This is a genomic window from Microbacterium luteum (assembly GCF_015277875.1).
Lineage (GTDB): Bacteria > Actinomycetota > Actinomycetes > Actinomycetales > Microbacteriaceae > Microbacterium > Microbacterium luteum.
Genome location: NZ_CP063814.1, coordinates 1,860,618 through 1,873,731, shown reverse-complemented (window position 1 = coordinate 1,873,731; position 13,114 = coordinate 1,860,618). Strand labels below are relative to the sequence as shown.

The 13,114-nt window shown below is 70.2% G+C and carries 11 protein-coding genes; all 11 read right to left on the bottom strand.

Annotated elements, in window-relative coordinates; genetic code table 11:
* Window positions 1-5: 5 nt before the first annotated feature.
* The 11 genes from IM777_RS09375 to pyrR all read right to left on the bottom strand — a co-directional run bounded on the left by IM777_RS09375 (window position 6) and on the right by pyrR (window position 13,102).
* The gene (locus tag IM777_RS09375) at window positions 6-1,991 is read right to left on the bottom strand and encodes a primosomal protein N' family DNA-binding protein (RefSeq protein WP_071043504.1); all 1,986 of its coding nucleotides are present in this window, start codon (window positions 1,989-1,991) and stop codon (window positions 6-8) included.
* Window position 1,992: 1 nt separating this feature from the next.
* A complete protein-coding gene (gene metK, locus IM777_RS09370; RefSeq protein ID WP_071043503.1) occupies window positions 1,993-3,186 on the bottom strand; it encodes a methionine adenosyltransferase in 1,194 nt (397 codons plus the stop codon).
* A 92-nt stretch (window positions 3,187-3,278) separates the two neighbouring features.
* Window positions 3,279-3,533, bottom strand: coding sequence for a DNA-directed RNA polymerase subunit omega (rpoZ, locus tag IM777_RS09365; protein ID WP_071043502.1), 255 nt, complete (start codon window positions 3,531-3,533; stop codon window positions 3,279-3,281).
* A 42-nt stretch (window positions 3,534-3,575) separates the two neighbouring features.
* Window positions 3,576-4,499, bottom strand: coding sequence for a guanylate kinase (gmk, locus tag IM777_RS09360; protein ID WP_071043501.1), 924 nt, complete (start codon window positions 4,497-4,499; stop codon window positions 3,576-3,578).
* Window positions 4,496-5,335 carry an orotidine-5'-phosphate decarboxylase gene (pyrF, locus tag IM777_RS09355; RefSeq protein WP_194383139.1) on the bottom strand — a complete coding sequence of 280 codons (840 nt, stop codon included), beginning with the start codon at window positions 5,333-5,335 and terminating at the stop codon, window positions 4,496-4,498. Before pyrF ends, gmk begins: the two co-directional genes overlap by 4 nt.
* Entirely contained in the window at window positions 5,332-8,619 is a 3,288-nt protein-coding gene (gene carB / locus IM777_RS09350) for a carbamoyl-phosphate synthase large subunit (protein ID WP_071043499.1), read from the bottom strand. The genes pyrF and carB overlap by 4 nt, the downstream gene beginning before the upstream one ends.
* Window positions 8,619-9,794: a glutamine-hydrolyzing carbamoyl-phosphate synthase small subunit gene (gene carA, locus IM777_RS09345; RefSeq protein ID WP_071043498.1), complete on the bottom strand. Its 1,176-nt coding sequence runs from the start codon at window positions 9,792-9,794 to the stop codon at window positions 8,619-8,621. Before carA ends, carB begins: the two co-directional genes overlap by 1 nt.
* Window positions 9,791-10,294: a PH-like domain-containing protein gene (locus IM777_RS09340; RefSeq protein WP_071043497.1), complete on the bottom strand. Its 504-nt coding sequence runs from the start codon at window positions 10,292-10,294 to the stop codon at window positions 9,791-9,793. Before IM777_RS09340 ends, carA begins: the two co-directional genes overlap by 4 nt.
* Window positions 10,291-11,607, bottom strand: coding sequence for a dihydroorotase (locus IM777_RS09335; protein ID WP_194383138.1), 1,317 nt, complete (start codon window positions 11,605-11,607; stop codon window positions 10,291-10,293). The genes IM777_RS09340 and IM777_RS09335 overlap by 4 nt, the downstream gene beginning before the upstream one ends.
* Window positions 11,604-12,575: an aspartate carbamoyltransferase catalytic subunit gene (locus tag IM777_RS09330; RefSeq protein WP_071043495.1), complete on the bottom strand. Its 972-nt coding sequence runs from the start codon at window positions 12,573-12,575 to the stop codon at window positions 11,604-11,606. The genes IM777_RS09335 and IM777_RS09330 overlap by 4 nt, the downstream gene beginning before the upstream one ends.
* Window positions 12,572-13,102 carry a bifunctional pyr operon transcriptional regulator/uracil phosphoribosyltransferase PyrR gene (gene pyrR, locus IM777_RS09325; RefSeq protein WP_194383137.1) on the bottom strand — a complete coding sequence of 177 codons (531 nt, stop codon included), beginning with the start codon at window positions 13,100-13,102 and terminating at the stop codon, window positions 12,572-12,574. The genes IM777_RS09330 and pyrR overlap by 4 nt, the downstream gene beginning before the upstream one ends.
* Window positions 13,103-13,114 lie beyond the last annotated feature (12 nt).

The window sequence follows — 13,114 nt, the reverse complement described above, 5'->3', positions numbered from 1 at the left end:
ACTCCTCACAGATCGAGATCGGGCACATCGACCCGGACTCTGAGTGTAGGGGCGGGTGGGCGCTGGCGCCCTTTGGCAGGCCTGCGCGACCGAAGAGCGGCGGTGATGATCGACGAACGCAGACTGCGGGTCACCGATGCACCGTGGGCGTACTCGAACCGCACCAGCGCACGCACGCCACCCTCCGTGTCGACGGGCCCCAGGATCGCCCGGTCATCGAGGTCCGGGGCATCCTCGCGCAGTCGCACCAGAGCCTCCGTGACGGTGCGTCGATCCCCCTCGAGGGCGGCGACGCGCACTGTGGGCGGCATGCGCAGCGGCGCACGTTCTGCCAGTTCGATGCGCGCGTACGCGGGGTGGTTCCAGGTCGCGAATGCGCGCGCCACGGGCCCCGCGACGCCCACGAGATGCACCGGGGCCCCGGGCGCCGCGAGCGCGGCGGCGTTCGACCACCAGCGCAGGCAGGCCTCGCCGATGCGCAGGTCCTCGGCGAGGAGCATCCGGTCCGCGTCGAGCAGGATGATCGCGCGATAGCCGCCGGCGGCGATCGGCTCCGCGCCCCGCGTCGCCACCACGAGCGCCGGACGCGCGTCGACATGGGGAACCGGGTGGTCCCCATCGGCGACGATCACCCGGATCTCGGGAAAGGCGCGCCCGAGCTCGTCGGCGGTCCTCTCGCTTCCCGAGGAGGCCATCCGCAGCCGCGTTCCCCCGCACTCGGTGCACCCCCACGCGGGAGCGGACCTGCCGCACCACCCGCACGTGGGAACGGCTCCGTGGTGCGCGGCTCGCAGCGGCCCGCCGCAGTGCGCGCAGCGGGCGGGATGCCGGCACGAGGCGCACACGAGCACGGGAGCGTATCCCGGGCGTGCGACCTGAACCAGCACCGGGCCGGACGCGAGCGCATCACGGGCCGCCGCGAACGCCGCCGACGGGATGCGCTGACCTCGCCCCTCCCCCTCGCGCGTGGCGCTCAGCATGGTCTTGGGCATGACGCGGCGGGCCGGTGCGATGTCGTCGAGCCACCCCAGCGCGACGAGTCTCTCGACGTCCGTTGTGCGGGTGTGACCGGCGAACAGCAGCGCGGACCCCTCCATCTCCTGTCGCAGCAGCGCCGCATCGCGGGCGTGGACACCGGGACTGAGCGGCTCCGCGAGCAGCGGGTCGCCGTCGTCCCACACGATCACGGCGCCGACCGAGGCGGCGGGGGCGTAGACGGCCGAGCGGTTTCCGACGACGACGCAGGGGGCATCCGCCAGCGTCCTCAGATACGCCGCGTATCGCGACGGCCCGCTCTGCCGCGCATCCAGGCGGACGAGGGCGCTTTCGGGGAGCCGCTCGCGGAGCACCTGCTCGAGCTGCGCCTGGTCACGATGATCCGGCACGACGAGGATCGCGCTCCGACCGGCGGCGAGCGTATCGACGGCGACGGCCGCGAGCAGGAGAGCCCACACGCCGACGTCGGTGGCGCCCTCCGCGTCGGAGGCGGGGCCGACACCGGGCGGGGCGAGGAGTGCCCCTCGGCGCGCTTCCTCGATGACGGGACGAAGCCCGGGGAATTCGGCGAGCCTCGCCGCGGCCCACTCCGCGGCTTCCGGGACGACGGTCACCGGTGTCGGCGGGGCGGCGGTGAGGTGCGCCCTCTCGGCGCGCACCGTTCGGCGCGGAATCGCCACCTTCAACACGCCGCTCGCGGAACCGGACGCGCGGTCGGCGGCCCGCCGCGCGAGCGCATACAGCCCGGGAGGCAGGACCGGCACGGGCGAGACGACATCCTCCAGGTCGGACAGGGGTCGGTCGCCAGGCTCCTCGTCGGCGATCTCGACGATCCATCCCTCCACCGTGCGGCCCGCGGTCCGCAGCGGCACCTTCACCCTCACCCCGGCGAGCGCGTGGTCGACGAGCGGGACGGGGACCGCATAGTCGAGCAGGCGGTCCAGCTGCGGCAGCGGGGAGTCGACGAGCACCCGCGCGACGCGGCGGGCGGACATGTCAGAGACCGGCGGCGGAGCGGAGCTCGTCGACGCGATCGGTGCGTTCCCAGGTGAAGCTCGGCAGCTCGCGGCCGAAGTGGCCGTAGGCGGCCGTGTCGGCGTAGATGGGGCGCTGGAGATCGAGCCGATCGATGATCGCCTTGGGCCGGAGATCGAAGACATCGCGGATCGCCCGCGTGATCATCTCGTCGGCGACGTGGCCCGTTCCGAAGGTCTCCACGTAGAGTCCGACGGGGCTCGCCTTGCCGATGGCGTAGGCCACCTGCACCTCGAGGCGATCGGCAAGGCCCGCGGCGACGGCGTTCTTCGCGACCCAGCGCATCGCATAGGCGGCGGACCGGTCCACCTTCGACGGGTCCTTTCCGCTGAATGCACCGCCACCGTGGCGCGACGCGCCGCCGTAGGTGTCGATGATGATCTTGCGACCCGTCAGACCAGCGTCGCCCTTCGGGCCGCCGACGACGAAGGGCCCGGCCGGGTTGATGAAGTACTGCACGCCGGGCAGATCGAGGCCGGTGGCGTGCAGTACGGGGTCGATGACCTCCGCGCGCACCCGGTCGCGAAGGTCGGCCTGAGAGATGTCGGGGTGGTGCTGAGTCGAGAGCACCACCGACTCGACGGTCTTGGGCACGCCCCCGTCGAAGCCCAGCGTCACCTGCGTCTTGCCGTCCGGGCGGAGGAAGGGCAGCTGACCGTCCCGGCGGAGGTCGGCGAGGCGCTCGGCCATGCGGTGCGCCGTCCATGCAGCGATCGGCATGAACTGCGGCGTCTCGTCGGTGGCGTAGCCGAACATGATGCCCTGGTCGCCGGCGCCCTGCTCATCGGCCGGGTCGACCGATCCGCGCTCACGCTGCTCGAACGCCTTGTTCACCCCGGCGGCGATGTCCGAGGACTGTGCGCCGATGGAGACGCTCACACCGCAGGAGTCACCGTCGAAACCCGTCTCGCTGCTGGTGTAGCCGATGCGGTTGACCACGTCGCGCACGATCGCGGGGATCTCGACGTATGCACTGGTGGACACCTCCCCCGCGACATGCACGAGACCGGTCGTCACGAGCGTCTCGACGGCCACGCGTCCCTCCGGATCCTCGGCGAGGATCGCGTCGAGGATGCTGTCGGAGATCTGGTCGCAGATCTTGTCGGGATGCCCCTCGGTGACGGACTCGGACGTGAACAGGCGAAGATCGCTCATCGGAGCTCCAGGAAGACAGCGGTCACGGACGGAGGCAGTATGACATCACCGGCCGACATGACGGATCATGCGGCCGGTGATGTGCGGTGAGCTCACTCGGCGGCGCGAAGGCGCAGCTTGTCCTCGTGGATCTCGTGCATCGCGATGGTCAGCGGCTTGTCCTCGACCGTGGAGTCCACGAGCGGCCCGACGTTGTCGAACAGGTTCCCCTCGTGCAGATCCGAGTAGTAGTCGTTGATCTGGCGCGCGCGCTTGGATGCGTAGATGACCAGCTGGTACTTGGAGTCGACCTTCTCGAGGAGTGCGTCGATGGGGGGCTCGATGATGCCCTGGTTCGTTCCGGCCATGGGGAACCTCCTGGTTCGGATGGTGGCGGTGAGTCGATCGCGTCAGCCGCGCGACGAGTAGCGCGCGGGCGCTTCGGACAATTCTACGACCTTGCGGGCCGCCTCGGCGACGTCGTCGTTGACGACGCGGTGGTCGAATTCGCTCTGAGCGGCCAACTCGACCTTCGCCGTGCGCAGGCGGCGCGCGCGCTCTTCGGCATCCTCGGTCCCGCGCCCGATGAGCCGCTGAACCAGTTCGTCCCAGCTCGGCGGCAGCAGGAACACGAGCGTGGCGGCGGGGTCGGCCGCGCGCACCTGGCGTGCGCCCTGCAGATCGATCTCGAGCAGCACGGTCCGTCCTTCGGCCAGCGCCTCTTCGATGGGGCGCCGGGGTGTGCCGTAGCGGTGACGGTTGTGCACGGTGGCGTGCTCGAGCAGGTCGCCGGCATCCACCATGCGGTCGAACGCCTCGTCGTCGACGAAGAAGTAGTGCGCACCGTCGATCTCGCCCGGACGGGGCGGCCGGGTCGTCGCCGAGACCGAGAGGAGGATCTCCGGATGGTGCGCGGCGATGTGCGCGGCGACCGTCCCCTTGCCCACCGCCGTCGGTCCGGCCAGCACGAGGAGACGGCTGCGTCCGGCGCGGGGTCGGATGGGCGGGAAACGCTCGTCGAGCCACGTCGACAGGGCGTTCCGCTGACGGCCACCCAGCCCGCCAAGGCGCTTGACCGGTGAAATCCCGAGCGACTGCAGCACGCGATCGCGCTTGCCCGCACCGATGGCCGGCAGCGCGGTCAGGAACTCCGTCACGCGCAGCGTCGCCGCGGCGGAATCCGTGGCGTCGGTGCTCCGAGCGAGCACGTCCTGGGGCGTCACGACCCGCATCGCGATGTCCTTCTTCAGCGACGCTCGTGCCCGGCGGGCCTCGACGGCACGGCGCGACGCCGCGACGCGGTCGACCTCGGGAGGTCGGTGTGGTTCGGTCATTCCCTGCTCCTGTAGTGCTCTGAGCGGTCTCTGATGGTCTCCGCGAGCCGCCCCGGACCGGCGGAGAGAAGGCTCCGACTCTCGCTGGCGATCACGGTCTGCGCGCTGTCGCCGAACGCCGCGCCGAGGTCGCCCGGCTGCGCGCCCTGGAATCCGAAACCGGGGGCGAGGATCGGCGCCGGCGGAGACACCGGAGCCAGCCCCGCATCCGCCCACCCGACCGTCGCGCCGATCACGACGCCGACACTCCCCCATCGTCCGTCATCGACGTGGGCGGCGTTGATCTGCGTGACCTCGTCGAGGACCCGCCGCGCGACCGTCCGCCGGCTCGCGTCGCGGGAGCGCTGCAGGTCCACCCCCTCGGGATTGCTCGTCGCGACCAGCACGAACAGTCCCTTGTCGCCGGCATAGGCCAGGCTCGCAGCCGATGCGAGGACCCCGACTCCGAGGTACGGGCTCACCGTCAGCGCGTCGGCCTCGAGGGGGGATCCGGCGCGCAGCCACGCTTCGGCGTAGGCATCCATCGTCGACCCGATGTCACCGCGCTTGGCATCGGCGATGACGAGCAGCTCCGACTCCCGGGCCGTCCGCAGCACGTCCTCGAGGGCGCGGTACCCGGCCGATCCGAAGCGCTCGAAGAACGAGACCTGCGGCTTGACGATGCCGACCCCGGCGGTCGCTGCGGCATCCACCACGCGGAGTCCGAACTCCCGTGCGCCGGCGGCCGTCTCCGGCAGACCCCAGTCGACGAGAAGTCTCGGGTGCGGGTCGACCCCGACGCACAGCGGACCCCGCTGCGCCAGGGTCGACCGCACCCGCTCGCCGAATCCGGTCATGAGCGCGAGGCGCGGTCCACCGCGTATTCCTGAAGGCTTCGCACCTCGAACCCCTCGCGGAGCGCGGGGAGAGCGCTGACGGCGGCGCCCAGGAGCGCGATGGTGGTGAACAGCGCCTTGTCGGCAGCCACCGCCGCGGCGCGGATCTCGTAGCCGTCGGCGCGAGCCATCCCTCCCGACGGGGTGTTCACGACCATGTCGATCTCGCCGGCGTTGATCAGATCGACCACGTTCGGCTCGCCCGACTCCTGCGTCTCGGAGTATTTCGCGACGACCTTCACCGCGATGCCGTTGCGGGCGAGGATCTCGGCCGTGCCCTCCGTGGCGACGAGGTCGAAGCCGAGCTCCCGCAGTCGGTGCGCCGGGAGGATGACGGCGCGCTTGTCGTCGTCGGCGACGGAGATGAAGACCGTGCCCGTGGTCGGCATGCCCCCGTAGGCTGCCTGCTGGCTCTTGGCGAACGCCGTCGGGAAGTCGCGGTCGATACCCATCACCTCACCGGTGGAGCGCATCTCGGGGCCGAGGATGGAATCCACCGTCTCGCCGTCCTTCGTGCGGAAGCGCTTGAAGGGGAGCACCGCCTCCTTGACCGACACCGGGGCGTCCAGCGGAACGCGCGAGCCGTCCGCGGCCGGGAGCAGGCCCTCCGAGATGAGCTCCCCGATCGTCGCACCGGCCATGACGCGCGAGGCGGCCTTGGCGAGCGGGATCCCGAGTGCCTTCGAGACGAAGGGGACGGTACGGCTCGCGCGCGGGTTCGCCTCGATGACGTAGAGCACGCCGGCGCTGATGGCGAACTGCACGTTCAGCAGCCCCCGCACGCCGATGCCCTGCGCGATGGCGAGCGTCGCGGTGCGCACCCGGTCCACGTCGCTGCGGCCGAGCGAGATCGGCGGAAGCGTGCAGCTGGAGTCGCCGGAGTGGATGCCCGCCTCCTCCAGGTGCTCCATGACCCCGCCGACGTACAGCTGCTCGCCGTCGAAGAGGGCATCGACGTCGATCTCGATGGCATCGTCGAGGAAGCGGTCGACCAGCAGCGGGAGTCCGGGGCCGATGATCGCCTGGTCGGCGATCCGCACGAAGTAGTCGCGGAGGCTGTCGGTGTCGTACACGATCTCCATGCCGCGTCCGCCGAGCACGAAGCTCGGGCGGACCAGGACCGGGTAGCCGATGTCCTCCGCGACCGCGACAGCCTCGTCGACGTCGATCGCCGTGCCGTGCCGGGGCGCGACGAGTCCGGCCGCGTCGAGGATCCCGCTGAAGAGCCCGCGCTCCTCGGCGAGGTCGATCGCCGCCGGGCTCGTCCCGAGGATGGTGTACCCGGCTTCTTCGATCCCCTTGGCGAGGCCCAGCGGAGTCTGCCCGCCGAGCTGGCAGACGACGCCGAGGATCTTGCCGGACTGCGCTTCGGCGTGCAGCACCTCGAGCACGTCCTCGAGCGTCAGCGGCTCGAAGTAGAGCCGGTCCGACGTGTCGTAATCCGTCGACACCGTCTCCGGGTTGCAGTTGACCATGATCGTCTCGTACCCGGCGTCGCTCAGCGCGAACGAGGCGTGGACGCACGAGTAGTCGAACTCGACGCCCTGGCCGATGCGGTTGGGACCGGATCCGATGATCACGACCTTCGTGCGCTCCGACGGGGTGACTTCGGTCTCGCTGTCGTAGCTGGAGTAGTGGTACGGCGTGAGGGCCGGGAACTCGCCGGCGCACGTGTCGACCGTCTTGTACACCGGGCGGATGTCCAGACCGTGTCGGATGCCGCGGACCTCGGCCTCGTCGAGGCCCCGCAGCTGCGCGATCTGCGCATCCGAGAATCCGTGATCCTTCGCGAGCCGGAGGGCGGCCGCGTCGAGCTCCTCGGCGCCGCGGATCTCCTCGGCGACCTCGTTGATGAGAAGCATCTGGTCGAGGAACCAGCGGTCGATGCTCGTCGCCTCGAACGCCTGCTCGACGGTCGCGCCCTTGCGCATCGCCTGCTGGAGCACGACGATGCGGCCGTCGGTGGGCGTGCGGGCGATCTCCAGGAGCTCGTCGACCGTGCGATCCTCGTCGCCCCAGTGGAAGCTCGAACCGCGCTTCTCGAGCGAGCGCAGCGCCTTCTGCAGCGCCGTCGTGTAGTTCCGGCCGATCGCCATGGCCTCTCCCACCGACTTCATGGTCGTGGTCAGCGTGGTGTCGGCGTTGGGGAACTTCTCGAAGTTGAAGCGAGGCACCTTGACCACGACGTAGTCGAGCGTGGGCTCGAAGCTCGCGGGGGTGACCTTGGTGATGTCGTTCGGGATCTCGTCCAGGCGGTAGCCGATGGCCAGCTTCGCGGCGATCTTCGCGATGGGGAAGCCCGTCGCCTTCGACGCGAGCGCCGACGACCGCGACACGCGGGGGTTCATCTCGATGACGATGATGCGGCCGGTGTCGGGATTGACGGCGAACTGGATGTTGCACCCGCCCGTGTCGACGCCCACCGCACGGATGATGTCGATGCCGATGTCGCGCATCTTCTGGTACTCGCGGTCGGTCAGCGTCAGCGACGGCGCGACGGTGATGGAGTCGCCCGTGTGCACGCCGACCGGGTCGACGTTCTCGATCGAGCACACCACGACGGTGTTGTCTGCGGAGTCGCGCATGAGCTCGAGCTCGTATTCTTTCCAACCGAGGATCGACTCCTCCAGGAGAACCTCGTGCGTGGGCGAATCGCGCAGACCGGCGCCGGCGATGCGCCGCAGGTCGGCTTCGTCGAACGCGAATCCGCTGCCGAGGCCGCCCATCGTGAACGACGGACGCACGACGAGCGGATAGCCGAGGTCGGCGGCGCCGGCGAGCACCTCGTCCATCGAGTGGCAGATGCGACTCTCGGCCACATCGGCCCCCGACTCGATGACGAGTTCCTTGAAGACCTGACGGTCCTCGCCCTTGCGGATGGCGTCGACGTTCGCGCCGATGAGCTCGACCCCGTAGGCGTCGAGGATGCCGCGATCGTGCAACGCCATCGCGGCGTTCAGCGCCGTCTGCCCACCGAGGGTCGGCAGGATCGCGTCGGGCTTCTCCTTCGCCAGGATCGTCTCGATCACCTCGGGCGAGATCGGCTCGATGTATGTGGCGTCGGCGAAGTCCGGGTCGGTCATGATCGTCGCCGGATTGGAGTTGACGAGGATCACGCGCACCCCCTCTTCACGGAGCACGCGGCACGCCTGGGTGCCGGAATAGTCGAACTCGCACGCCTGACCGATGACGATCGGGCCGGAGCCGATGACGAGGACGGATCGGATGTCGTCGCGCTTGGGCATCAGAGGCCACCCTCCTGGGAGTCGTTGCTGCGGGCGGACAGGGTGTCGAGCACCATGTCGCGGAAGCGATCGAACAGATAGTTCGCATCGTGCGGACCGGCGGCCGCCTCGGGGTGGTACTGCACGCTGAACGCGGGGATGTCGAGGGCGCGGAGACCCTCGACGACGTTGTCGTTGAGACCGACGTGGCTCACCTCCACGCGACCGTAACCGTGGGGGCTGTCCACCGTCCCCTCGACCGGGGCATCGACGGCGAATCCGTGATTCTGCGACGTGATCTCGACGCGCCCGGTGGCCTTGTCGAGGACGGGCTGGTTGATGCCGCGGTGTCCGAAGGGCAGCTTGTACGTGCCGAATCCGAGCGCGCGGCCGAGGAGCTGGTTTCCGAAGCAGATGCCGAAGAAGGGCACCCGCGCATCGAGGATGCCGCGCAGGAGCTCCACGTGCGCGTCACTGGCCGCGGGATCCCCCGGACCGTTGGAGTAGAAGGCGGCGACCGGCTCGATCTCCATGATCTGCGCCACCGTCGCGCTCTGCGGGAACACGTGCACATCGAACCCGCGCGCCGCGAGGTTGACGATCGTGGACTGCTTGACACCGAGGTCGAGCACCGCGAGGTTGCCGACGCGCTCCCCCTGTGCGCGCGTGACCTCGACGTCCTCGACGGACACCGAAGCGGACAGGTTGCGCCCGGACATCTCCGGGGCCTCGCGCACGATGCGCAGCTGCTCCTCGGCGTCGAGCGCCGCGGTCTCTCCCGAGAACACGCCGCCGCGCATGCTGCCGGCCGAACGGATGCGGCGTGTCACCGCACGGGTGTCGATGCCGCTGATCCCGACGATGCCGTCGGCGGCCAGGGACTGGTCGAGGGATTCCTCCGAGCGCCAGTTCGACACCACGCGCGACGGATCGCGCACGACGTAGCCGGAGACCCAGATGCGCCGGGACTCCCGGTCCTCCGCGTTCATGCCGGTGTTGCCGATGTGCGGCGCCGTCTGAAGCACGATCTGGCCGGCGTACGACGGATCGGTGAGCGTCTCCTGGTACCCGGTCATGCCGGTGGCGAAGACGACTTCTCCCAGAGTGGTCCCCCGCGCGCCGTAGGCGCGCCCGGTGTGGCGGGACCCGTCCTCCAGGACGAGGACCGCGGGGTCGGTGGTCAGCAGCGAGGTCATGCGTCTGCTCCTGTCGAGGTGATGGATGCGCCGAGGGCGTCGGCGAGTGCGCGGGCCGAGGAATCCTGCGGCCGGAGGTAGGTATCGACGACGGTGTCGTCGCTGATCCGCCAGGTGAGGCGGACCAGGCCGTCCTTCTCGACCACGCGGTCGATGGCGACGGTGGACTGGTCGACGGCGAGGAGCCGCCCCCGGGCGAGGAACAGCGGTCTCTCACCGGCGAGCTCGAGCGCGATGCCGCGATCGGTGAGGATGACCTCGGCGGCCGAGCGGAATCCCATCCCCCGGATGGCCAGGCGCTCCAGCGGCTGATCGGGGCGCGTGGTCGCGACGTACAGAACCGCGAAGCGGTCGCGCTCCATCGCCCCGGCGGGGATCTCCCCCACCGGCGGCTCGAGTGCACGGTCGCGGCGCGTCCGGCGCCACCAGCCGACGGCTGCCAGCACGAGCAGGCCGACGGCGACCGCCATGATCACCAGCAGTGCGGCTTCGCGGCTCACGCGACACCCTCCCGATCGACCAGCTCGCCGTCGGCGACCGTGACGAACCCGCCGTTGACGGTCCACCTCACCTCACCGGGCAGATCGCGACCGAGGTAGGGCGAGTTGACGCTGCGACCGTGGAGGTCGTCACGCGTGAAGGTGCGTGCCGGACGCGGGTCGTAGAGCACGAACGCGGCCGGCGCGCCGACCTCGAGCGCCGGCGGCGTCAGGCGCCCGATGCGCGCGGGAACCGCGGACATCACTCGCGCGACATCGGCCCAATCGAGCATCCCGGTGTCGACCATCGTCTGCTGCACGACCCGGAGTGCGCTCTCGAGGCCCACCATTCCGTGTGCGGCTGCCTGCCATTCGCACGACTTCGCCTCCGCCGGGTGCGGTGCGTGATCGGTCGCCACGATGTCGATGGTGCCGTCGGCGAGGCCCTCCCGCACGGCTCGCACGTCATCATCACGGCGAAGGGGCGGATTGACCTTGAAACGCGGGTCGTATCCGCGCACGAGCTCCTCGGTCAGCAGGAGGTGGTGCGGCGTCACTTCCGCCGTCACCGCGACGCCTCGGGCCTTCGCCCAGCGGATGATCTCGACCGACCCGGCGGTGGAGAGGTGGCAGACGTGCAGGCGGGAGCCCACGTGCTCAGCCAGGAGCACGTCGCGGGCGATGATCGATTCCTCGGCGACGGCGGGCCATCCCGCGAGTCCGAGCTCCGCGGATACCGTGCCCTCGTTCATCTGGGCGCCCTCGGTCAGCCGGGGATCCTGCGCATGTTGGGCGATCACGCCGCCGAAGGACTTCACGTACTCGAGGGCACGACGCATGATGAGCGGATCCCAGACGCAGAAGCCGTCGTCGCTGAACACGCGCACGCGTGCGCGAGAGCTCGCCATCGCGCCCAGTTCCGCGAGGCGCTCACCGCGCTGGCCGACCGTGACCGCGCCGATCGGCTGCACGTGCACGTAGCCGGCCGCCTCGCCGAGTGCGAGCTCCTGCTCGACGACGCCGGCGGTGTCGGCGACCGGGGACGTGTTGGGCATCGCGAAGACCGTGGTGTAGCCGCCGGCCGCCGCCGCGCGCGATCCCGTGAGGATCGTCTCGGACGCCTCGAATCCAGGTTCGCGCAGGTGGGTGTGCAGATCGACGAGGCCGGGGAGGGCGATGAGTCCGTCGGCGTCGACGATGCGCGCGCCTCCCGGCGCCTCCCCGTCGAGAGCCGTGATGACTCCCCCGTCGACGACGAGGTCACGGGCGTCGCCGCCGGAGATCCGCACGCCGCGGTAGACGACGGGCTCTGCGCCGATGTGAGGGATGCTCATCGGCCTTCCTCCTTTGCGTTCGCGCTCGAATGGTCCCCCGCCAGCAGGAGGTAGAGCACGGCCATGCGCACGGACACGCCGTTCGCGACCTGCTCCAGCACGGTTGCACGGGGGGAATCGGCGGCGGCCGCCGAGATCTCCAGGCCGCGGTTCATCGGTCCCGGATGCAGCACCATGCTACCGGGCGGGAGAGCCTCCAGCCGCAGTGGGTCCAGGCCCCAGCGACGGGAATACTCCCGCTCAGTGGGGAAATATGCGGCGTTCATGCGCTCCAGCTGGATGCGGAGCATCATGAGCGCGTCCGGCGCGTCGGCGATCGCATCGTCCAGGTCGTATCGCACCGTCACCGGCCAGGCGGTCACGTCCTGCGGCACCAGGGTGGGCGGCGCGACGAGGGTGACGCGGGCGCCGAGCGTCGTCAGCAGCCATACGTTCGATCGCGCGACCCGGGAGTGGAGGATGTCGCCCACGATCGCGACGTGAAGACCGTCCAGACCGCGACCACGGCTGGCCGAGCCATGAGTGCGCTTGCGGATCGTGTACGCGTCGAGGAGCGCCTGCGTGGGGTGCTCGTGCGTGCCGTCGCCGGCGTTGACGACGCCGGCGCTGATCCATCCGCTCGTCGCGAGCGTCTGGGGGGCCCCGGATGCGCCGTGACGGATCACCACGGCGTCGGCGCCCATGGCCTGCAGAGTCTGGGCGGTGTCCTGGAGGGATTCGCCCTTGGACACGCTCGACCCCTTCGCCGAGAAGTTGATGACGTCGGCCGAGAGCCGCTTGGCGGCAGCTTCGAACGAGATGCGAGTGCGGGTGGAGTCCTCGAAGAACAGGTTCACGACGGTCTTGCCGCGAAGCGTCGGCAGCTTCTTGACCTCCCGGCGCTGCGTGTCGGCCATGTCCTCGGCGACGTCGAGGACGCGAATGGCGTCCTCGCGGGTGAGCGTGCGCGTGTCGAGAAGGTGTCTCATGAACCGATCGCCACCTCGTCGACGCCGTCGATCTCGACGAGCCGCACGTTCACGCGCTCGTCGCGTGCGCTGGGGAGGTTTTTGCCGACGAAGTCGGGACGGATCGGCAGCTCGCGGTGGCCTCGGTCGACGAGGATCGCGAGCCTCACCGCCGCCGGTCGGCCGATGTCCTGGAGGGCGTCGAGGGCCGCGCGGATGCTGCGACCGGAGAAGAGCACGTCATCGACCAGGATCACCGTTCGTGCATCGATGCCGCCGGGAGGAATCTCGGTGCGATGCGGCGCCCGCGTCGGGTTGCGGTGCAGATCGTCGCGGTACATGGTCACGTCGAGGGCTCCCGCGGGAACGGGCGCGCCGCCGAAGCGCGAGACCAGCCCGGCGATCCGGGCGGCGAGGGTGACTCCGCGAGTGGGGATTCCGAGGATCACGAGACCGTCGGGGCCCTTGTTCGACTCGAGGATCTCGTGGGCGATGCGGGTCAGTGCCCGGGCGATGTCGGCGTCGTGCAGCACGGTGCGCGTGCTCATCGGCGCTCCCTT